This window comes from Paractinoplanes polyasparticus, from assembly GCF_019710575.1.
GTDB classification, from domain to species: Bacteria; Actinomycetota; Actinomycetes; order Mycobacteriales; family Micromonosporaceae; genus Actinoplanes; species Actinoplanes polyasparticus.
In genome coordinates this window covers 296,460-316,739 of the sequence record NZ_JAHWFK010000001.1, presented here as the reverse complement: position 1 = coordinate 316,739, position 20,280 = coordinate 296,460, and the positions used below count along the sequence as shown (strand labels likewise).

General features: G+C 70.0%; 24 protein-coding genes. 11 read left to right on the top strand and 13 right to left on the bottom strand.

Going from position 1 to position 20,280, the window contains the following annotated elements; all coding sequences use genetic code 11:
- Positions 1-8: 8 nt before the first annotated feature.
- Positions 9-1,073 carry a class I SAM-dependent methyltransferase gene (locus KXC43_RS01490; protein WP_221374020.1) on the top strand — a complete coding sequence of 355 codons (1,065 nt, stop codon included), beginning with the start codon at positions 9-11 and terminating at the stop codon, positions 1,071-1,073.
- Positions 1,074-1,150: 77 nt separating this feature from the next.
- Here the strand turns inward: KXC43_RS01490 and KXC43_RS01485 are convergent, their stop codons facing one another.
- Positions 1,151-1,684, bottom strand: coding sequence for an RDD family protein (locus KXC43_RS01485; protein ID WP_221374019.1), 534 nt, complete (start codon positions 1,682-1,684; stop codon positions 1,151-1,153).
- Positions 1,685-2,181: 497 nt separating this feature from the next.
- Between KXC43_RS01485 and KXC43_RS01480 the strand changes: the two genes are divergently transcribed.
- The 4 genes from KXC43_RS01480 to KXC43_RS01465 all read left to right on the top strand — a co-directional run bounded on the left by KXC43_RS01480 (position 2,182) and on the right by KXC43_RS01465 (position 3,717).
- The gene (locus tag KXC43_RS01480; RefSeq protein WP_221374018.1) at positions 2,182-2,616 is read left to right on the top strand and encodes an SRPBCC domain-containing protein; all 435 of its coding nucleotides are present in this window, start codon (positions 2,182-2,184) and stop codon (positions 2,614-2,616) included.
- A complete protein-coding gene (locus KXC43_RS01475) occupies positions 2,603-2,932 on the top strand; it encodes an ArsR/SmtB family transcription factor (protein WP_221374017.1) in 330 nt (109 codons plus the stop codon). The genes KXC43_RS01480 and KXC43_RS01475 overlap by 14 nt, the downstream gene beginning before the upstream one ends.
- Before the next feature lie 161 nt (positions 2,933-3,093).
- Entirely contained in the window at positions 3,094-3,297 is a 204-nt protein-coding gene (locus KXC43_RS01470; protein WP_221374016.1) for a hypothetical protein, read from the top strand.
- A 9-nt stretch (positions 3,298-3,306) separates the two neighbouring features.
- Entirely contained in the window at positions 3,307-3,717 is a 411-nt protein-coding gene (locus KXC43_RS01465) for a hypothetical protein (RefSeq protein ID WP_221374015.1), read from the top strand.
- Here the strand turns inward: KXC43_RS01465 and KXC43_RS01460 are convergent.
- The 3 genes from KXC43_RS01460 to KXC43_RS01450 form a co-directional block, all read right to left on the bottom strand.
- Positions 3,705-4,703 carry a LacI family DNA-binding transcriptional regulator gene (locus tag KXC43_RS01460; protein ID WP_221374014.1) on the bottom strand — a complete coding sequence of 333 codons (999 nt, stop codon included), beginning with the start codon at positions 4,701-4,703 and terminating at the stop codon, positions 3,705-3,707. The genes KXC43_RS01465 and KXC43_RS01460 overlap by 13 nt on opposite strands.
- Positions 4,704-5,052: 349 nt before the next feature.
- The gene (locus KXC43_RS01455; RefSeq protein ID WP_221374013.1) at positions 5,053-5,898 is read right to left on the bottom strand and encodes a class II fructose-bisphosphate aldolase; all 846 of its coding nucleotides are present in this window, start codon (positions 5,896-5,898) and stop codon (positions 5,053-5,055) included.
- A complete protein-coding gene (locus KXC43_RS01450; protein ID WP_221374012.1) occupies positions 5,892-6,860 on the bottom strand; it encodes a 1-phosphofructokinase family hexose kinase in 969 nt (322 codons plus the stop codon). Before KXC43_RS01450 ends, KXC43_RS01455 begins: the two co-directional genes overlap by 7 nt.
- Positions 6,861-7,055: 195 nt before the next feature.
- Here KXC43_RS01450 and KXC43_RS01445 point away from each other — a divergent pair, with 195 nt between their 5' ends.
- The 3 genes from KXC43_RS01445 to KXC43_RS01435 all read left to right on the top strand — a co-directional run bounded on the left by KXC43_RS01445 (position 7,056) and on the right by KXC43_RS01435 (position 9,535).
- Positions 7,056-7,961, top strand: a complete 906-nt coding sequence (locus tag KXC43_RS01445) for a carbohydrate kinase family protein (RefSeq protein ID WP_221374011.1) — start codon at positions 7,056-7,058, stop codon at positions 7,959-7,961.
- Between the two features lie 297 nt (positions 7,962-8,258).
- Positions 8,259-8,984 (top strand): hypothetical protein, encoded by a 726-nt coding sequence (locus KXC43_RS01440; RefSeq protein WP_221374010.1) that lies wholly within the window; start codon positions 8,259-8,261, stop codon positions 8,982-8,984.
- Between the two features lie 17 nt (positions 8,985-9,001).
- Positions 9,002-9,535 carry a GNAT family N-acetyltransferase gene (locus tag KXC43_RS01435; protein WP_221374009.1) on the top strand — a complete coding sequence of 178 codons (534 nt, stop codon included), beginning with the start codon at positions 9,002-9,004 and terminating at the stop codon, positions 9,533-9,535.
- Between the two features lie 27 nt (positions 9,536-9,562).
- Here KXC43_RS01435 and KXC43_RS01430 read toward each other — a convergent pair whose 3' ends face one another.
- The 7 genes from KXC43_RS01430 to KXC43_RS01400 all read right to left on the bottom strand — a co-directional run bounded on the left by KXC43_RS01430 (position 9,563) and on the right by KXC43_RS01400 (position 16,499).
- Positions 9,563-10,111, bottom strand: coding sequence for a DUF6518 family protein (locus KXC43_RS01430; RefSeq protein ID WP_221374008.1), 549 nt, complete (start codon positions 10,109-10,111; stop codon positions 9,563-9,565).
- Entirely contained in the window at positions 10,108-10,974 is an 867-nt protein-coding gene (locus tag KXC43_RS01425) for a LysR family transcriptional regulator (protein ID WP_221374007.1), read from the bottom strand. The genes KXC43_RS01430 and KXC43_RS01425 overlap by 4 nt, the downstream gene beginning before the upstream one ends.
- Before the next feature lie 40 nt (positions 10,975-11,014).
- The gene (locus KXC43_RS01420; protein ID WP_221374006.1) at positions 11,015-11,836 is read right to left on the bottom strand and encodes a carbohydrate ABC transporter permease; all 822 of its coding nucleotides are present in this window, start codon (positions 11,834-11,836) and stop codon (positions 11,015-11,017) included.
- Complete coding sequence (locus tag KXC43_RS01415) at positions 11,836-12,768, bottom strand: carbohydrate ABC transporter permease (RefSeq protein WP_221374005.1); 933 nt, start codon at positions 12,766-12,768, stop codon at positions 11,836-11,838. The genes KXC43_RS01420 and KXC43_RS01415 overlap by 1 nt, the downstream gene beginning before the upstream one ends.
- Positions 12,768-14,072, bottom strand: coding sequence for an ABC transporter substrate-binding protein (locus tag KXC43_RS01410; RefSeq protein ID WP_221374004.1), 1,305 nt, complete (start codon positions 14,070-14,072; stop codon positions 12,768-12,770). The genes KXC43_RS01415 and KXC43_RS01410 overlap by 1 nt, the downstream gene beginning before the upstream one ends.
- Before the next feature lie 155 nt (positions 14,073-14,227).
- Positions 14,228-15,106 (bottom strand): SIS domain-containing protein, encoded by an 879-nt coding sequence (locus tag KXC43_RS01405; RefSeq protein WP_221374003.1) that lies wholly within the window; start codon positions 15,104-15,106, stop codon positions 14,228-14,230.
- Positions 15,107-15,206: 100 nt separating this feature from the next.
- Positions 15,207-16,499 carry an alpha-glucosidase/alpha-galactosidase gene (locus KXC43_RS01400; protein WP_221374002.1) on the bottom strand — a complete coding sequence of 431 codons (1,293 nt, stop codon included), beginning with the start codon at positions 16,497-16,499 and terminating at the stop codon, positions 15,207-15,209.
- A 123-nt stretch (positions 16,500-16,622) separates the two neighbouring features.
- Here KXC43_RS01400 and KXC43_RS01395 point away from each other — a divergent pair, with 123 nt between their 5' ends.
- Together KXC43_RS01395 and KXC43_RS01390 are read left to right on the top strand one after the other, a co-directional pair.
- Complete coding sequence (locus tag KXC43_RS01395; RefSeq protein ID WP_221374001.1) at positions 16,623-17,444, top strand: DeoR/GlpR family DNA-binding transcription regulator; 822 nt, start codon at positions 16,623-16,625, stop codon at positions 17,442-17,444.
- A gap of 9 nt (positions 17,445-17,453) precedes the next feature.
- Positions 17,454-18,872 carry an ATP-binding protein gene (locus KXC43_RS01390; RefSeq protein WP_221374000.1) on the top strand — a complete coding sequence of 473 codons (1,419 nt, stop codon included), beginning with the start codon at positions 17,454-17,456 and terminating at the stop codon, positions 18,870-18,872.
- Here the strand turns inward: KXC43_RS01390 and KXC43_RS01385 are convergent.
- Positions 18,854-19,096: a DUF5999 family protein gene (locus KXC43_RS01385; protein ID WP_221373999.1), complete on the bottom strand. Its 243-nt coding sequence runs from the start codon at positions 19,094-19,096 to the stop codon at positions 18,854-18,856. The genes KXC43_RS01390 and KXC43_RS01385 overlap by 19 nt on opposite strands.
- Before the next feature lie 100 nt (positions 19,097-19,196).
- On the opposite strand from KXC43_RS01385, the gene KXC43_RS01380 reads away from it, so the two are divergent.
- A complete protein-coding gene (locus KXC43_RS01380; RefSeq protein WP_221374712.1) occupies positions 19,197-19,841 on the top strand; it encodes a response regulator transcription factor in 645 nt (214 codons plus the stop codon).
- On the opposite strand, the gene KXC43_RS01375 is transcribed toward KXC43_RS01380, so the two are convergent.
- Positions 19,819-20,175 (bottom strand): response regulator, encoded by a 357-nt coding sequence (locus KXC43_RS01375; RefSeq protein ID WP_221373998.1) that lies wholly within the window; start codon positions 20,173-20,175, stop codon positions 19,819-19,821. The genes KXC43_RS01380 and KXC43_RS01375 overlap by 23 nt on opposite strands.
- Positions 20,176-20,280: the final 105 nt, after the last annotated feature.

The following is a 20,280-nucleotide window of genomic DNA, read 5'->3' as shown; positions in this document are numbered from 1 at the left end:
GCATGGACATGACGGCGACAACGACAGTGAACGAACAGAAACTCATGGAGTTCGTCTTCAAGGCGGTGGGAGATTTCGGCGCGATGCTGGCCGGGTCGCTCGCAGTGATCGGCGACAAGTTGGGGCTCTACCGGGCCATGGCCGGTGCGGGGCCGCTGACCCCGGCCGAGCTCGCCGACCGTACGGGAACCGCGGAACGATACGTCCGCGAATGGTTGTCCGCTCAGGCGGCGTCCGGGTATGTGGACTACGTGGGCGAAGACCGGTTCGAACTTCCGGTCGAGCACGCGATCGCGTTGACCGACGAGAGCAGCCCCGCCTGTGTGATCGGCGGCTTCGAACTCGTGCTGGCGGCCACGCGATCGACGGATCGGCTGGTCACGGCCTTCCGGACGGGGGTCGGAGTGGGCTGGCACGAGCATCACGCCGACCTGTTCGAGGGTTGCGAGCGCTTCTTCCGCCCCGGCTACAACGCGCACCTCGTCGGGGAGTGGATCCCCGCGATGGACGGTGTGGCCGAACGCCTGCGCACGGGCATCCGGGTCGCGGACGTGGGCTGTGGACACGGCGCGTCCACCATTCTGCTCGCCTCGGCCTACCCCGAGTCGACCGTCGTCGGCATCGACTATCACGCGGAGTCGATCGCGTCGGCCCACGAGAAGGCCGCCGCGGCCGGCGTCGGCAACCGCACCCGGTTCGAGGTCGGCCGGGCCAAGGAACTGTCCGGCGCGTACGACCTGATCTGCCTCTTCGACAGCCTGCACGACATGGGCGACCCGGTCGGCGCGCTGCGCCACCTGCGCGAACGGCTCGACGCCGACGGCAGCCTGCTGCTGGTCGAGCCGTTCGCGGGCGACTCGATCGGCGACAACCTCAACCCGGTGGGCGCGGTCTACTACGGAGCTTCGACCCTTCTGTGCACGCCGAACTCGCTCTCGCAGGAGGTCGGCGCCGCCTTCGGGGCTCAGGCCGGCGAGCCACGCCTGCGCCAGGCCGCCACCGAGGCCGGTTTCACCCGTTTCCACCGGGTGGCCGAGACCCCGTTCAACCTGGTCTTCCAGGTGCAGCCGTAGACACCACGGATGGCCGGTCCGCTCGCAGAGGCGGTGCCGGCCTTCCGGTCTTCGGATGCGGCGGGTGGTCGGTCGTCTCAGCCGTCTGCGTGGCGGACGACGGAGCCGGCCATCCGGTCGTGCAGGGTGCGCTGGCCGTCGCCGAGAATCATCAGCGAATCGACCCAGAAGTAGATGCCGAACGTGCAAATGTTGAGCACCGAGCCGAGCAGGCCTTTGACGCAGAATTCGCGCAGTGCCATGCGTCCCCAGTCGAACGGCAGGCCGGTCTGCGGATCGGCCACCACGTGGCCGAGCAATTTCTTGGCCGGCGTCTGACCGTCGGACCAGGTGATCAGCGCCCAGATGAACCAGCCGATCCAGAGCGTCAGAACGGCCAGCAGGACATCAAGGAGCACCGCGCCAAGCCGGCCACCGGCCGAGACGAGCGGCGGCACGGTGCCCGGCCGGTAGGCCAGAGCAGCAGGTTGCGGCTGGTGCGCCGGGTATTCCGGCGGACTGTAAGGCTGCACGGCCGCATGCTGCGGTGGCGGCGCCCACTGAGCCGGCGTGCCGTACTGCTGGGCATGAAATGTGCTCGGGTCATTCCGATATCTGCCCGGTTCGCTCATCGATCCTCAGCCTCTGCCGTTGCTCCATTTCCGGACCTTCAGATTTGTCGAGATCTTGAATAGCGACAATCGCACACCCGGTCATCTACCTCAGCCGGTCGGTCGATAGGCCGACCGCACAAAACCCATTCCCGAAATCGCACTCGCGTTGTTCCGGACCCGACCTTGGTAGCGTCCTTCGCTTTGCCGCGCCCGCGCCGCGTCACGTCACGCGGCGCCGCCCCGCCACGTGCAGCCTCGCCACGTGCAGCCTCGCCACGTGCAGCCTCGCCACGCCTCGCGCAGCTCCGGCCCCACTCGCCCTGCGTCCGGCCCCGCCCCTGCTCGCTCCGCGCAGTCCTTGCTCGCTCCGTGCAGTCCTTGCTCGCTCCGCGCAGTCCCTCCGCGCCTCGCTTGGCTCGGCTTGGCCGCGGTGAAGGTCGACGGACGCTGTTGACGCAACCGAATGATTGCTATAGATTGAGTAGCAACTGAACGGTTGCTATTAGGGAGTGGGCATGAGTTTTCCGGATCGGATCGAGCGGACAGTGGAGCTGGCGCAGCCGGTGGAGGAGGTGTGGGCGGCGCTCACGACCGCCGAAGGGCTGGGCACGTGGTTCGGCAACACCGCCGAGGTCGACCTGCGGGTCGGGGGAGAGGCGAAACTCGCGTGGGAGAGTGGCGACAAGGCGACCCTGACCATCGAGCGGGTCGAACCGCCGACGGTGTTTGCCTACACCTGGCCGCTGTACGGGGTGCCCGACGGCGACCCGAGGCGCACCTATGTGGAGTTCACGCTGGTGCCGTCGGGTGGCGGCACTACGCTGACGGTGATCGAGTCCGGGTTCGCGCAGGCGAGCGGGGACGAGCACAAGGCAGCATTCTCGGGTAACACCGAGGGCTGGAAGAACGAACTGGGTGAGCTGGTCGCGTATCTCGATGGAAAACTCTGACCCGGAGTCGGTGGCGCAGGAGGTCTTCGCCGCTCTGGCCGACCCGAGCCGGCGCTCGATCCTGGCCGCCCTGTCGTCTCGAGGGCCGGCCACCGCGACCGACCTGGCCGCCCAGCTGCCGATCACCCGGCAGGCCATCGCCAAGCACCTGACCCTGCTGGCCGACGCCGGCCTGGTCACCCCCGAGCCCGGCGAACGGCGGCGAGTGCGCTACCGCCTCGACTCGGCCCCCATGAAGATAGCCCAGCAGTTCCTGGGCGCCCTGGCTCGCGACTGGGACGGCCCGCTGGCCGCCCTACGCGACCGCCTCCAGTAGCGCCCGCCTGTCGTTCCTCCGTCGCAGCTGTCGCGCACGCAGTTATTTGCGCGCGTTGACAGCGCGCGGGGTGGAGGTGACCGGCGGCTGTGGCGAGCGATTGATGATGAGCGCCGAGTGTTCATGGGCGCCCACGTCTGTTTATGGAAGGGAGTCAACTGATGTTCGATCCCACTGGCATGATTCTGGCCGACAAGGCGACCAGGCGGCACGTGCTGTCAGCTCGGCCGGACGCACCGGTGCTGCCTGAGCCTTTGACCAAGCAGCGTGGGGAGGGCGTGCGCCGGATGGCGGTGGCCGGTCTGCGCCGGCTGGCCGACCGACTGGAGCCGCGCGGCGTCAAGGCGTGTGCTTCGGGCTCGTAGGGTGCGGTTGTGCACGGGCTGAGGGAGTTCCGCCGTACCTGTCATCTGGTCGCCGTTCAGACCGGCGGCCGGGTGATGGAGTTCCGGGTTGCCGACGGCGTGACGCCGAACTTCCATCAGGGGGTCATCGGCTATCGGGAACGGCCGGTCGCGGTGGTTCTGGGCCGGGACACGGGAGTCGTTGCCGTCGCTGTGCCGCGTGACGTCACCGGGCCGGGGCAGGATGCGGGACCGCTGACGTTCGTCGACTTTCCCGAACTGACCGAAGCGCTGGCCGGGGACGGGAAGTTCACGGTGATGACGGCGGCTGAGCTGGCCCGTCCCTTCGTGGCTGCGGAATGGCCGGCCGTCAGCGCGTACGACGTCCGGTATTGGAAGCCGGAGTCGCTGGGCGAGGCGCTCTTCAACTACTGGGACTGATCCGCGGCTGTGCTCTGGCGGATCTGGAGCTGGGCCGGGAAGACGCAGCGCCAGTGCGGAGCGATCTGGCGGTTGATCAAGGCGCGGGTGGCGGCGGCCGCCATCTGCTCGACCGGCTGGTGGACCGAGGACATGGGCGGGTTCGCGCACTCGGCGATCACGCTGTCGTCGAAGCCGACGACAGCCACGTCCTGCGGAATGCGGCGCCCGGCGTTGCCCAGAGCCTGCATGGCGCCGGAGGCCATCAGATCGCAGCCGGCGAAGATGGCGTCGATCCCGGGCTCCTCGGCGAGCAGGCGCTGGGTCAGCTCGTAACCGGCCTCGCGGCGGAACTTGCCGGTAGCGGAGATTTCGGGCAGGCCGAAGTCGCGGACGGCGCGGCGGTAACCGTCGCGGCGGCCCTCGGCGCACGAGTTGCCCTCGGGACCGTGCAGGGCGGCGATGCGGCGGCGGCCCGTCTCGTACAGGTGCTGGACAGCGGCGTACCCACCCTCGGGGTTCTCGCAGCCGACGAAGGGCAGGCCAGGCACGGTGGGGCCAATCGTCACCACGCGCTGACAGACGCGGTAGAAGTCGGCGGCGAGCGTGGTCGGCACGTTCACCAGCAGGACGCCGAGGCTGACGGACGCGGCGAGCCGGTTGAGCAGCGCGGCCGTGCCCAGCTCGTCGATGACATGCACGCGCAGCTGGGAGTTGCTGCCGGTGAGCTCCTGCAGGATGCCGGCGGTGACCCGGCCGTAGTAAGGGCTGGTGCCGAAGACCGACGTGTCGTCGACGATCACCAGCTCGACGACATCCCCGTGGCCCGAGGCGAGCGCGCGGGCGATCGGATCCGGCCGGTAGCCCAGCTCGGCGATCACCCGACGAACATGTTCGCGGGTCTGCGCCGAAACGCCGGGGGCGTCGTTGATGACCCGGGAGACGGCGGCTTTCGACACGCCGGCTTCCGAAGCGACGTCGGCCAGCGTGGATCTCCTCTGCACCATCGGCCCAGTGTAGAAACTTCAGCACGTTCGACGAATCGAGTTTTCAGGCAGGCCGATCCGGCTGGTGGTCGGCGCAGTTCGAGCTGGTCGGCGTCCGGTCACGCCGGGGGCCGCCCGGCGCGTCGCTTGGGGCGTCGGCCGCTGGTGATGGCCGCCGCTCGGTGCTCGCCGCGAGCAATCTGCAGAGCTACGGTGAGCGCGGCGCGCAGGCGGCCGTTGGCCGCGGCGTTCCTCGAGGAGCTGGAGTTTTGCGGATTTCGCCCGCCTTGGCCGCGCGTGCGGGGAACGGCTCTCGCCAGGCAGGTCGCGCAGGACTTTGACCCCGGCCACGGCGCCGGCCACGCGGAGGTTACCCGCGGACCGGGACGCCGAGTAGACGGACGGCTCGGGCCACCGTAGCGGCCATCGCCTCGCGGGCGGGGGCGAGGTAACGACGGGGATCCACCAGGTCCGGGCGGTCGCCCAGGGTGGTGCGAACGGCGCCGGTGAAGGCCAGGTTGAGAGCCGTGCCGATGTTGATTTTGGCCATGCCCGCGTGGACGGCGGCCGTGAGCTCGTCGTCGGGGACGCCCGAAGAACCGTGCAGAACTAGCGGTACCTGGACAGAATCGCGCAGTTGAGCGATCAGTCCGTGGTCGAGGCGGGCAGTTCGGGTGTGCATCGCGTGCGAGGAGCCGACCGCGACCGCCAGCGCGTCGACGCCGGTGGCTGTCACGTAGGCGGCCGCTTCGACCGGGTCGGTGCGAGCGCCGGGAGCGTGGGCGCCGTCCTTGCCGCCGACTTCGCCGAGTTCGCTCTCTATCCACAGGCCGGCCCGGCGGCACGCCCGGGCGGCGGCACTGGTTGCGGCGACGTTCCGGTCGTACGGGAGCCGGGAAGCGTCGTACATGACCGAGCCGAAGCCGTTCGCGGCGGCCTGGGCGAGCAGCTCGTCGGACTCGACGTGGTCGAGGTGCAACGCCACCGGCACGGTCGACGCGTCGGCAACGGCCCGCGCGGCGGCGGCGATCGGGGCCAGCCGGCCGTGATGGAAGCGGACCGCGTTCTCGCTGATCTGCAGAATCACCGGCCGCCCGGCCTGCTCGGCCCCGGTGACGATGGCCTCGGCGTGCTCGACGGTGATGACGTTGAATGCCCCGACGGCGCAACCTGTGGACAGGGCGGTGCTCACCAGTTCACCGGTCGGCGTCAGCACAGAGAACTCCTCTTCACATCGTCTTGGTCGTCGCGAGCTGCAAGTTGAATGTCGGCGGCGGGAGTCGCAGTGGTGGTGGGGAGGGAGTCGGCCAGCAAGCGGCGATAGGTGGCGGGGTCGAAGGCGCCGGCTACCGGGGCGGCCACCGCTGCGGCGGAGAGGGCTACGGCGTCGGCCAGCAGAGGTGGCCAGGGCGTGCCGTCGCGGAGGCCGCGGGCCAGGGCGGCCACGCACGCGTCGCCGGCGCCGGTGGGATTGCCGGAGAGGGCGGTTGGAGGCGCGCATTGGTATACGGCGTCGGGGGTGACCGCTTCGAGACCGTCGGGGCCGCGGGAGATGACGACCGCGCCGCTCGTCAGCGCGCGGAGGCCGGCGGGCGTGCCGTCGGCGGGCAGGGCAGCCAGTTCGTCGGCGTTCGGCTTGGCCATCGCGGGGCCGGCGGTCAAGCCGTGGCGGAGTGCCTCGCCGCTGGCGTCGAGAACTGCGGGAACGCCGGCCGCCGCGGCGATGCGGACGAGGATCCCGTACGCGTCGGAAGGCAGGCCCGGCGGCAGGGAACCGCTCAGCGCGACCACCCGCGCGATGCGCATCAGATCCCGGAAGTGGCCGATGAAGCGGCACCATTCGGCGGCGGCGACCGTCGGGCCGGGCTCCCAGAAGCCGGTCGCGTCGCTGGTGTCGACGACCGCGATGGTGCGACGGGTCTCGCCGGTGATCGGGACGAACGAGCCGGCCACGCCCTCGGCTGCCAGCAGTTCCGATATGCGGGCGCCGGTCGGGCCGCCGAGCAGACCCGTGGCCAGGACGGGTTCGCCCAGCGTGTGGAGCACGCGCGCCACGTTGAGCCCCTTGCCGCCAGGGCGTTCGGCGACGGTGGCGACGCGATGGCTGCCGTGCGGGACGAGCGCATCGATCTCGTAGGTGAGGTCGAGGGCCGGATTCAGCGTGACAGTCACGATCATGGGCAGGCTCCGGGGAGGATCTGCCCCGCCTCGGGTTCCCCGCTGAACGGGCCCTGGCGACCTGATTGCCGGACTGGTTACCGGCTGGGCGGCGATCGTTGTTCCGATTCCAACTGATCGAACGCGCAGGTGTCAATAGCCGATCATGCGCGTATCGTGCCGCTGGAATGTTCATATGGACAGTGGGGGAGCGGAATGACCGAGTTCGACGTCCTGGTGGTCGGCGACGCCAATCCTGACCTGCTGTTGCGCGGCGATGTCCGGCCGCGGTTCGGGCAGGAGGAACAGCTGCTCACCGCGGCCGATCTGGTGCTGGGCGGGTCCGCGGCGATCACTGCGGTCGGCTGTGCCAAGCTGGGCCTGCGCACGGCGCTGCTGGCGGCCGTGGGCGACGACGTCTTCGGCGCGCTCGTGCGGGAGCAGGTGACCGCGGCGGGCGTCCGGTTGATGCCCTTCGCCGCGGGCGGGGTGCCTACCGGCGTGACGGTGATCCTGTCCGAACCGGACGACCGCGCGATGCTGACCTTGCCGGGCACGATCACGGCGCTTCGACATGTTGACTTGACTGACATGTTGATTCAGTCAACTCGTCATGTACACATGTCGGCGCTCTACCTTCAACCCGCTCTCGCGAGTGGGCTGGCCGGCGCGTTCAAGCGCGCACATGACCTCGGCCGGACCACCTCGCTCGACACGAACTGGGACCCGTCCGGCGCCTGGGCGTCCGTGAACGACATCCTCGAGCACACCGACGTGTTCCTGCCCAACGCCGCCGAACTGCTGGCTGTGACCGGCGCCGCGACTCCGGACGCGGCCGCCGCTGAATTGGTCAGCACGGGCACGACGGTCGTCATGAAGGACGGCGCCCGTGGAGCCCGCGCCTGGTGGCCCGGCGGCGAGTGCGAGGCTCCGGGCGTATCGGTAGACGTCGTGGACACAACCGGCGCCGGAGACAGCTTCAACGCCGGGTTTCTCGCCGCCCGTCTCGCCGGCCACGATCTTCCCGAGTCGTTGCGCTGGGCCACGACGGCAGGTTCGCTCAGCACCCGGGCGGCGGGTGGCACCGCCGCTCAGGCGACGCCGGCGGACCTGAGCGGCTGACTGCCGCCCCACGCGGCCGAGCGATCGGCGGCCAGCGGTCGTGGCGTTGGCGGAACTGAGCGGCTGACCCCAGCCCTACGAGCCCGAGTAACCGGCGGCTCGGATCGGGGATGTGCACAATGCCGGGTGCTTCGTCATGGGTCAGCGGTTTGTGTGGTCGGCTGCTGCTCTGGAGGTGGGTGCCGGGCTTGCGCCGTGGGTGGTGCGTTGCGGTTCTTGTGGCTGGGCGTTCGGTACCGTGCGGGTTGACGCTCTGCCGCGCGACGGTTGGCTGAGGCGGGATCGCGAGGATGTTCCATGAGGGCTGAGCAGTTGCCTTTCCTGCTGCTGTTCGGGTCGTTCCTGCTCACCTTTGTCACTACGCGGACCATCACGCGGATGATCCGGGCCGGAGTGGGGCCGTTTCGGAACAATGTCGCGGGCGGGGTTCACATCCATCACGCGGTGCCGGGGATCGTCTTGACGCTGATCGGCGCCTACCTGTCGGTCGCGGTGGGTGGGCGGCAACCCTGGGCTGCGGCGGCAGGGGTGCTGATCGGGGTGGGGTCCTCACTGATTCTGGACGAGTTCGCGCTGATCCTGCATCTGCAGGACGTGTACTGGTCGCCGGAGGGGCAGCTGTCGGTGCAACTGGTGGCGCTCACGGTCGGCGTGCTCGGGCTTGTCTCGCTCGGGTTGAACCCGCTCACCTCGGACAGTGGGTTCGGGCCCGGTCACCTGGCGATCGCGGTCACTGCGGTTGTGCATTTGGGTGTGGTGCTCGTCTGCGTGCGCAAGGGCAAGTACTCGACGGCGGTGCTGGGTGTCTTCCTGCCGCCGGTGGCCTGGGTCGGGGCGGTCCGGCTGGCCCGGCCCAAGTCGACCTGGGCTCGCCGCCGTTACGACCAGGCGAAGACCGCGCGCGCCGCGGGCCGGGCCGCGGGCTTCGACGCGCGCTTCGGCCATTGGGGTCTCGACATCGCCGATCTGGTGGCGGGCCGTCCCTCGCTGCCCAACCCGGCCCCGGCCGCTTCGAAACCGTGAGGAACTAATCTGTGCGGATGGCAGATCTGGGACTTGAGGGGTGGCCGCCGGCCCTGATCCGCACCGAGCGGCTGGTGCTGCGGGAATCCGAGGCCCGCGACCGGGCGGCGTTCCTCGAGATTTACGCCTCCGCCGAGGTGGGAACCTACCTCGGCGGCCCGCAGCCGCGGGACGAGCTCGACCGGATGCCTGAGGTGCCGGGGCGGCGTCCGGGGGTCTTCGTCGTCGACCTCGGCGGGGAGATGATCGGCCTGGTGCTGCTCGAGCGGCGCAACCTGGGGCCGGCCGACCGGCTGCGGCCGGCGTCGGGCGAGGTCGACCTCGGCTATCTCTTTCGGCCCGCGGCCTGGGGTCAGGGGTATGCCACGGAAGCCTGTGCGGCGGCCCTCGACTGGTTCGCGGGTGCGCATCCGGGGGAGTCGGTGGTGCTGTGCACGCAGAGCGCCAACGACCGGTCGATGCGGCTCGCGGCGAAGCTCGGGTTCACCGAGGCGCAGAGATTCGTGAAATTCGGCGCGGAGCAGTGGTTCGGTGTGTGGTCGCCGGCGTGAGCGTGCCAAGGCTGCCGGGGGAGTGAGTCAAGCAGCTCGGCGCCGGGCCAGCAGCAGGATGACCGTGCCGAGTACGGCTTCGGCCACGTAGATGCCGGGGGACAGGTGCCAGTGGATGACCTGGCGCCAGCCGGGGACGACCCGGGCCGAGACGATCACGACGGGCTCCAGCAGGAGCAGCAGACCGGTGACGACAACCACCGCCCTCGACACGTCGGCGGCGCGGCGGTTGAGCCACGCGCCGAAAGCGCCGAGCACGGGGCCGCTCAGCAGGCCCGAGTAGAGCCAGCGACGGTTCTCGCGCAGGACGTGGGCCAGGTGTCCGTCGTCGGCGGTGACCGCTACGACCACGTAGAAGCCGAGCAGGGCGGCCAGGGTCGCGGCCAGTCCCAGAAGTGCGCCGCGGGGCAACGAGCGTGCGTGCAGGCCCGCCGCCAGCGCGATCAGCAGCCACGGCGTGCTGAGGTTGCCGATGGTGTCGCGTACGCCGTCGTGGTGGCCCTTGACCAGGGCGGCGAGCATGCCGAAGAGCAGCGCCGCGGCGATCACCGTCAGCAGCCGGCGCAGGCGCGTCATCGGGCGGCGCCGTGCAGACGCTGGAGCAGTGCTGCCACGCGCGGGTCGTGGACGGCGGACGGCTGGTGGACGACGTGGTAGGTGACCGACGGCAGGTCGGTGATCGGCTTGGCGACCAGGCCGGGCGGGGTCGGGACGCAGCCGTTGACGATGGCCAGGCCCACCCCGAGCGCGGCGAAGTGGCTGATCAAGGGCCAGCCCTCGGCCTCGACGGCCACCGTCCATCCGGCGCCGGCGGCTCGCAAGGACCGTTCGAGCAGCACCCGCTGGGGGCGTTGGTGGGGCGGTACCACCAGGGCGGCGCCGTCCAGATCGCGCAGGGTGAGCCTGCGCCGCCGGGCCAGGCGATGGCCGGCCGGCGCCAGCAGCACCTGGGGGAACGTGGCGAGTTCGGCGACGGTCAGGTCGTCCGGCAGCGCGTCGAGGACGCTGACGCCCAGGTGGGCCTGACCGCTGCGTACGGCGGTGATCATCTGGCGGTGGTCGCAGTTGATCAGGCGGAGGCGGGTGGGCTCCTCGGCGAGCATGGCGCGGATCGTGTCGCCGAGCAGGTAGAGGTAGGCGCCCTGCCCGGCCGCCAGCACCACCGGCCGGGTGGACGTGGCGCCGGCGAACTCGGACAGGAATTGAGCGAGGCGCTCATCGTGGCTGCGCGCGAATCGCGCCACCGCCTCGCCGTCGGCGGTCAGCACGAGCCGCCGGCCGTCGCGGTGATAGAGCGGGCGGCCCAGTTCGTCCGCCAGCTTGCGAATCTTCACGTGCAGGGCGGGCTGCGAGATGTGCAGATCGGCGGCGGCCCGGGTGAAGTTCAGGTGGTCGGCGAAGACGGCGAACGACGCCAGCGCGTCGGCCGAGACAGTCATAGCCCAGGACTATAACTGCCCACGGATCAATAGCTCAGCGCTACCCCTTGAGGCCGCTGAAGGTCATGGTGGCGATGAACTTCCGCTGAGCGAACAGGAAGGCCAGGATCAGCGGCGCGGTGGCGAGGACGTTGCCCGCCATGAGCTGGGACCATTCCGTACGCCGCATGCCCTGGAAGTTGGCCAGGCCGACCTGCAGGGTGAAGCGGTTGTCGTCCGAGATGGCGATCAGCGGCCACAGCAGGTCGTTCCAGCTGGACAGCAGCGTGAACACGGCCAGCGTGGCCAGAGCGGGCCGGGCCAGCGGCAGCACGATGCTGCGGAACGTCCGCCGCGTGCCGCAGCCGTCGATGCGGGCCGCCTCCTCCAGCTCCACCGGCAGGGCCAGGAAGAACTGGCGCATCAGGAAGATGCCGAACGCCGAGGCCAGCCACGGGACGAACGCCGAGGCCAGGGTGTCGACGATGCCGAGGCGGGCGAACATCAGGTACGTCGGGATCATCAGCAGCTGGATCGGGATCATGACGGTGGCCACGATGACCAGGAACGCCAGGCCGCGCCCGGCGAACTTGAGGCGGGCGAAGCCGTAGCCGGCCATCGAGCAGAGCACCAGGTGGGCCAGCACCGCGACCGTCGACACCAGAACCGTGTTGCCGAACCAGCGCAGCGCCGGGGTCTCGGTGAGCAGGGCGCGGTAGCCCTCCAGGTGCAGTGACGTCGGGATCAGCTTGGGCGGGAACTGGTTGATCTCGGCACTGCTCATGAACGAGGTGAGCACCATCTGCACCAGGGGCAGGACGAACAGCAGGGCCAGCGGCATCAGCAGCAGGTGCCACGGGCTGAAGGGCAGGCGACGACGCATCAGAAGACCTCCGAGCCACGGCGGCGGCTGTACCAGATGATGCCGGCGGTCAGCATGAGCGTGACCGCGAAGAGCAGATAGGCGGCCGCGGCCCCGTACCCGAGCCGCTGGGTCTGGAACGCCAGCTCGTAGATGTAGTAGACGACCGTCTGGGTGCTGTTCAACGGTCCGCCCCGGGTGGTCGTGTAGATCAGGTCGAACAGTTGGACGGCCGTGATGGTCTGCCACACGCCGGTGAAGACGGTGACCGGGCGCAGCTCGGGCAATGTGATGTGGCGGAACACGCGCCAGCGGGAAGCGCCGTCCATGGTGGCCGCCTCGACCAGTTCGCGCGGGATGTCCTGCAGGGCGGCCAGGTAGATGACGGTGCAGAAGCCCACCTCGCCCCAGAGCGCGATCAGGCAGATCACGAACAGCGCCTGCGAAGGGCTCTCCAGGAACTGCTGCTGGGGAATCCCGAGGTGGCGCAGCACGTCGTTGGCCGCGCCGAACTGCGGATTGAAGACGAAGCCGGCCAGGATGCCGGTGGCGGCGGCCGACGCCACGTACGGAACGAAAATGCACGTTCGATAGAAACCGATCAGCCGGATGCGCTGATTGAGCGCGATCGCGACCACGATGCCCAGGATGATCGACGACGGCACGAACAGAACGGTCAGCAGCAGCGTGTGCCGGGCCGCCGCGAGCATGTCGGGGTCGGTCGCGAGGCGCTCGTAGTTGCTCCAGCCGACCGGGACGCCGGGGGAGATGCCGTTCCACCGGGCCCGCGAGATGAAGAACGCCCAGATCGCGGGAAACAGCGACAGCCCGACGACCAGGAAGGTGGCCGGGCCGGCGAAGGCCCAGCCGGTCAGGCTCCGCCGCACGGCGCGGCCGCGCGGCGAAACCTTCCGGACCGCGGCGTGCGGGGTAGCCGCGAACGTCAACGCCATCAGTTCACCACGGCATCGGCCGACTTCTCGGCGGCCGCGTCGAGTGCGTCCTTGGCCGACGCCTTTCCTTGCAGAACCGAGGCGATCGCGTCGCCGACGTTGCGGGACAGGACCTCGTAACCGGGCACGGTGGGACGGGCCTGCTTGGCGTTGGCCAGATTGTCGAAGAACTTCTGGCCGCCGGGGTACTCCTTCACGTACGCGGCGAATTCCGGCGTGCTCTGCTCGGACGACCGCAGCGGCAGGTTGCCGACCGCGAGGTTCCACTTGGCGTCGGTCTGGGCGCTGGTGAGCCACTTGACGAAGTCGCGCGCGGCGCCGGCCCGGTTGGCGTCGTCATGGTCGAAGAGCACCCACAGGTCGGGGCCGGAGACGGTCTGGTGGTCACCGTTGACCCCGGGCAGGTTCGAGACGCCGTACGAGAGTTCGGCCTCCTTGACCTCGAGCAGGGCCCACGGACCGGTGATGATCATGGCGACCCGCCCGCTGTTGAACAGGGGGTGGTACTTCTCGTCGGTCTGGTCCAGATACATCGACTTGTCGTCGACGGCCATCTGACGCAGCGTCTCGAGGGCGGCCACACCGGCATCGGAGTTGAAGACCGGCTTCGTTCCGTCGAGGATCTTGCCGCCGTTCTGCCAGAGGAGCGGCCACAGATGCCACGTCGTGTCCTCGCTGCCCGAGACGGAGTACGCGGTGCCGTACGTCTTGGTGGCCGGATCGGTCAGCTTCTTGGCCGCCGCCCGGAAGTCCTCCCAGGTCCAGTCGTCGGTGGGGTAGCCGACGCCGGCCTTGTCGAAGATCGCCTTGTTGTAGACGACAGCCAGGTTGTCGACCAGCGCCGGCACGCCGATGACCTTGCCGTTCGCGGTGGCGACCGTGCGCGCGGCCTCGGGCATCTCCGTCCAGGCGAACGACGGATCCTGCACGTACGAGGTCAGGTCCTGCGTCTTGCCGCTGGCGCCGAGGTCGCCGGCCCAGTTGCCGTAGGCGTACGAGATGTCCGGGTAGCTGCCCCCGGCGAAACCGGCCGACAGCTTGGTGAGCAGGTCGTCGGTGGTCGGGGCGCCGGGCGAGGTCTTGATCGTGACGTTCGGGTGGGCGCTGTGGTACTCGGCGGCCAGGCCCTCGGCGACCTTCTCGGCCTCCTCGGTCTGCCCGGTCCACCAGGTCAGCTCGACGGTGGCGGCCGGGTCGTAGCCGGCGGCCGAGTCCTTGCCGTCGTCGGATGTGCCGCCCATGCAGGCGGACAACAACAGCGCTGCGCCGACACCGCCGGCGAGCAGTCGAAGGGGTTTGGTCATCTCGAGGCACCTCCGCTTGTGAAATGGGCGGTTCAGGTGAGGACGACGATCTGGTTGAGCGATGTTGCGGTTCGGACTGAGCGGTTGCGCGGTTGCGCGGTTGCGCCGTTGCGCCGTTGCGCCGTTGCGCGAAACGGTGTGGCCGGCTGGATCGCTCAGGCGAGCACGACTGAGCGAGTGAGCAGGCGCGGGGTGTCGGGGTTGAGGCCTCGGTGGTCGGCCAGGGCGAGCGCGAAACGCTGAACGAGCACCAGCTGGGCGAGCGGGTCCAGAGCGTCGCGGTACGGGGTGGCGCCGGCGCCGCGGGCCACGTCGTCCAGCGCCGCGGGCACATCGCCGAGCGACCAGACCAGGCTGCGCGGGCCGGCCACGGCGACCGGGCCGTGCCGGAAATCCATGGCGGGATACGACTCGGAGTAGGCCTGGGCCGCCTCGCGCACCTTGAGCGCCGCCTCGTGAGCGAGTCCGACGGTCCAGCCGGTGCCGAGGAAGACCAGGTGGTCGATCCCGGTCGGGTCGGCCGGGAGCTCGGCTCGCAGGGCGGCTCGGCCGTCCTCGATCGCCCGCGTGAGGTCGGCGCCGAACGCGGACCGGGCCAGAGCCAGTACGGAAGTGGGGAAGCGGGTCTGCACGACGCTGCGCTCGTCGGCGAAGTCGAGCAACAATCGCGCGTCGGACAGGTCGTCGACCGGCTCACCGTCGACCGCGGTGACGGCGACCCGGTGCGTGCCGGCCGGGACCTGGCGCAGCGCGTCCAGCACCTCGGTCGACGTGCCGGAGCGGGTCACCGCCACCACCCGGTCGTAGCGGCGGCGCGGCACGTATTCGGAAGCGCAGACCGCGTCGGTCTCGCCCAGGCCGGCGCTTTCCCGCAGTTGGGCGATGCTCTCGGCGACGAACCACGAGGTGCCGCAGCCGAGAACGAGCATCCGCTCGCCCGGGGCGGCGAGTTCCCGCCGCGCCGGGTCCGCGAGATCGAGGGCCTGGGCCCAGACGTCGGGCTGACTGGCAACCTCGGCGGAAGTCACATTCATGTCTGCGGATTATGCTCGTTTCTGCTCGCTTAACAAGATCCGAGCAGTAAGCGAGCAGTTTTGACTGAGCGTTTGGTCAACAAGGCGGTCAACGAAGCGGTCAACGAAGCGCGGCTGGAAGAAGGTCGGCATGGGCGGCGGTCAACTCGTCGCACAGCGACCAGATCTGGTCGACAGTCAGGGTGGCGGCCGTGTTCGGGTCGACCATCGCGGCCTGCCGGACCATGCGCGGATCGCCGTCGAGCGCGGCCTGAACGGTCAACTGACCGACGTTGACGAACGAGCGGTTGAGCGCGGCGCACTGCGGCGGCAGCGCGCCCACCCGCTCGGGCCGCACGCCGAGGCGGTCGACCACACAGGGCACCTCCACCGCGTACCCCTCGGGAAGGTTCGAGATGAGACCGCGATTGGGCACGTTGGCATGGATGCGCCGCCGCTCGCCCGTCACCATGCTGTGGATAACCTGCGGCGCGTACTCGGTGGCCTCGCGGGTCAGATCGAGCGGTTCGCCGGCCAGCAGGGCGCGCCGGGTCGCGTGGTAGTCCTTCACGTTGTCGGCGCTGATGCCCAGGTAGTCGCCGACCGGGATGCGCAGGCGCTCGATCTCGGTGTCGCTGTGCAGATACCACGGCACGTACTCGGACGAGTGCTCGCTCGTTTCGGTCGGGAAGTAGCCGAGCCGTCGGTACATGTCCATCCGCACGCGCCGTCGCAGCTGTGGATTGTCGGCCAGCAGGGCGTCGAGACGCGGATACAGTGACTCGCCCCGGTGCTCGAAGCGCAGCAACCACGCCTGATGGTTGACGCCCGCGCCGGTGTAATCCACTTCGTCCAGCGGCACGCCGAGGAGGTCGGCCAGATCGTGAACCGTCCAGAAAACCGAATGGCAGAGCCCCGCCACCTTCAGGTCCGGCGCGATCGCGCTCAGATACGCGACGTTCATCGCCATCGGGTTGGTGTAGTTCAGCAGCCACGCGTCGGGGCAGAGCTCGAGCATGTCGGACGCGATCCCGTCGAGCACCGGGAACGTGCGCAACGCGCGGAAGATGCCACCCACGCCGAGGGTGTCCGCGATCGTCTGCCGCAGCCCGTACCTGGCCGGGATCTCGAAGTCGCGAACCGTCGCCTCGTACATGCCGACCTGGATCGAGTTGATGACGAAGTCCGCGCCGTCCAGCACATGGCGGCGGTCGAGGCTCGCCGTGATCGCCGGTGTCGCGCCCAACTGGCCGGCGGTGCGCCGGGCGATCAGTTCGGCCGTCTCGAGGCGCTCGGGGTCGATGTCGTGCAGGGCCAGGGTGACGTCGCGCAACTCGTCGAAGGACAGGATGTCGGCCAGCAGCTCGCGGGTGAAGACCACGCTGCCGGCGCCCAGGAAAGCGATCACCGTCATGGGCGGATTGTTGGTCGTCGCTCACACTCGCACAAGAGAACGTGGCGCTTCGACAAGAAACGAACTATTTTGACTGCGCGTTTGCTCAAGAAATTTGATCATCCACCAAGGCGGGGAGAACCCATGTCGCTGCGCCGCGCCGAGCGCGTCTCGGCCATCCTGGAGCGCGTCTCCGAGCACGGTTCGGTCGACGCGGGCGACCTCTCCGAGGTCTTCGGCGTCTCACCGGCGACGATCCGGCGCGACCTGCAGGTGCTCGAGGACCAGCGCCTGCTCTCGCGCACCCACGGCGGCGCGGTCGCCATGGACGTCGCCTACGAGCTGCCCGTACGCTACCGCGCCGGCCAGCATCGGGAGGAGAAGACGACCATCGCGCGGGTGGTCGCCTCCATGCTCCGCAAGGGCCCGCTGACGCTGGGCCTCACCGGCGGCACGACCACGCACCTGCTGGCCCGCCTGATCGCCGACCGGGTCGACCTCACCGTGGTCACCAACGCGCTCAACATCGCGGGCGAGCTGGCCCTGCGCCCGCGCCTGAAGCTGATCATGACCGGTGGCGTCTCCCGCACCCAGTCGTACGAGCTGGTCGGTCCCATCGCCGACAACGCCCTGCAGGGGCTCAACATGCAGGTCGCGGTCGTCGGCGTCGACGGCATCAGCGCCCGCGGCGGCCTCACCACCCACGACGAGATCGAGGCCAACACCAACGCCACGATGATCCGCCGGGCCGACCAGGTGATCGTGGTGGCCGACGGCTCCAAGGTCGGCAAGGTCTGCCTGGCCGGCATCTGTTCCGTGACCGACGTGTCCGCTCTGGTCACCGACGTCAGCGCCGACATCCGCGAGGTCGAGGCCATCCGGGACGCCGGCACCGAGGTGCTCGTCGCGACCGGCGAGGGCATCGAGGTGATCGGCGCCGCAGGCGATCGGGTGGTTCGCGGGTAGCCTCAGCGCGTGCTCTCCCGTACGCGGATCCCGCTGCCGTTGCAGGTCGCCCTGGCGGCCGTCGCCGGCGCCGGGTCGTTCGTGGTCGCGCGGGTGGTCTGCACGCTCGCGCGCGACGACATCCACGCCATCCCGTTCGCCGCCGTGCTCCTGACTGTTGTGCTGCTCTTCGCGCGCACTCTCGGCATCCTCTTCGCGCTCCCGATCGGCACGGCCGCGATCCTCGCGTACGACTGGTTCTACCTTCCGCCCTTCCGCGAGCTGTCCGAGGCCACCTACACGCTGCTCGCCACGTTCCTGGGCATGGCCGTCATCGTCGGCACCGTGGCCACGGTCACCAGCCGCCGGGCGGTTGCGGCCGAGCGGGCGCGCGGCGACATGGCCGAGGTGCAGGCCTCACTGCGCCGCCTCGCGCTGCTCATCGCCCGTGGCGAGGTGCCCCAACGCGTCTTCGAGGCGGTCACCCGCGAGGTCCGGGACCACCTGGGCAGCGACAACGCCACCCTCGTCCGGTACGAACTGGACGGTACGACCACCGAGCTCGCCTGCGCCGGCCGGCCCGAGCCGGCCGTGCCCGAGGCGCTGATCCGGCACGTACGCGAAGGGGGCCGGGCCTTCCGCCTCGACGCCACCGCGGCCGGGGTGCCGGTCGTGGTGAACGGCCGGCTCTGGGGCATGTTCTCGGTCGGATCGGCCGAGTCGCAGCTGCCCGACGACACCGAGGCGCGGATGAGCGAGTACACCGAGCTGGTGGCCACCGCCGTCGCCGACGCGCAGAGCCGCGCCGAGCTGATCAGCTCGCGGGCCCGCATCGTGGCCGCGGCCGACGAGGCCCGCCGCCGGATCGAGCGTGACCTGCACGACGGCGCTCAGCAACGGCTCGTCGCGCTCGCCCTGCGCCTGCGGACGGCGACGCACGACGGCGACAAGCCCGGCGAGGTGGCCGAGATCGGCGCCGATCTCATGACGGTCATCGACGAGTTGCGCGAGCTGTCCCGCGGCATCCACCCGGCCGTGCTGTCCGACTCGGGTCTGCGGCCGGCGCTGCGCGCGCTGGCCCGCCGCTCGCCGCTGCCGGTCGAGGTCGACGTCCGCCTCGACGGCCGCCTGCCCCAGCCGGTCGAGGTGGGGGCCTACTACATCGCCTCCGAGGTGCTGACCAACGCGGTCAAGCACGCGGGGGCGACGGTGGTCGAGATCTCGGTGAAGATCGAGGACGACTGCCTGCACCTGCGGGTTCACGACGACGGCGGGGGCGGCGCCAAATTTGCGGGCGGCACCGGGCTGCTCGGCCTGAAGGACCGCACGGAGGCGCTCGGCGGCACACTCGACGTGACCAGTCCGGCCGGCGCCGGCACCACGGTCACGGCCCGCATCCCGCTGGAACCAGGTGACGGCGGGCGCGACGCTCAGGCGGCGATCGGCTGAGCGGTCCGCTTGCGGCTGGGTGCGTTTTTGCGCGTACGAGTTCTGGTGCGCGTCGCTCGTGCGGGTATCAAGGGCACGGCCGGCAGCGGCGTGACGGCGGCGTCCAGCACGACGGCGCCGTTGCACAGCATGCGCCAGCCGAGGTCCTCGTGGTGGACGAGCGTCGCTGCGGTGTCCCACCCCGGCTGGTCGATCGCCGGGCACTCAGGGGTGTGGTTGCACATGTGAACAGACTCGTGAAAACGGGCGGCGCCCACATCGAGGCCACCCCCACTCCTCGATACCGGCTAGCCGGTAGTCGCCTAATCTTGGCCCATGACGGGGCTGCGGGTCGTGTTGGCCGAGGATGACGTGCTGCTGCGCGAGGGGATCGCCAGCCTGCTCACCCGGGAGGGGCTCGACGTGCTCGGCCAGGCGGGCGACGCCACCGAGCTGATGAAGCTGGTGCGGGCGACCAGGCCCGACCTGGTGGTGGTCGACGTGCGGATGCCGCCCACCCACACCACCGAGGGCCTGCAGGCGGCTCAGCAGATCCGCTCCGAGCTGCCCGGCACCGGCGTGCTGGTGCTCTCCGCCTACGCCGACGTCGACCAGGCGATGGAGCTGCTGGCCGGCGGCCGCCGCATCGGCTACCTGCTCAAGAGCCGGATCACCGACGTCACCGAGTTCCTGGCCGCGGTCGAGCGGATCGCCGGCGGCGGCTCGGTGATCGACCCCGGCCTGGTCTCCGAACTGGTGACCGCCCGCCGCCGCGACGACCCGCTGGCCGCGCTCAGCACCCGCGAGCGCGAGGTGCTGGCCCAGATGGCCGAGGGACAGTCCAACGCCGGCATCGCCCGGCGGCTGTGGATCACCGAGGGCACGGTCGAGAAGCACGTCCGCAGCGTCCTGAGCAAGCTGAAGCTGCCCGAGACGGACGATCACCACCGCCGGGTGCTGGCCGTGCTCACCTTCCTGGAAGCGCGCTGACCAGCGACCGCACGGCGGAGCCGGACAATTCGATCTTGCTGAGGAAGCCGATGGCGGGCGAGTCGGAGATCAGATCCGCGTAGTCGTCCCCGCTGTGGGTGGAGATCATGATCACAGGGGTCGGCGCCAGCCGTCGAGCCAGCTCGAAGCCGTTCTCGCCGCCCAGGTTGATGTCGACCAGGGCCACGTCCGGGACCAGCTCGCCGGCGCGCCCGAGCGCCCCGGCGATGTCGGACGCCATGCCGGCCACCACCACTCCCTCCCGCTCCAGCAGGTCGCGAGCGGCGGCGAGAAAGTGGTCGTTGTCGTCAACGAGCAGGCAACGCAATGTCACGGGTTCCAGGCTTCCAGGTCGATTACGGGTACGCATTCCTGCTAGCGGTAGTACCCGGGGCCGAACGCCGTACCCCCCGGCGCGGCACTTCTGTAGTCTCCTGTC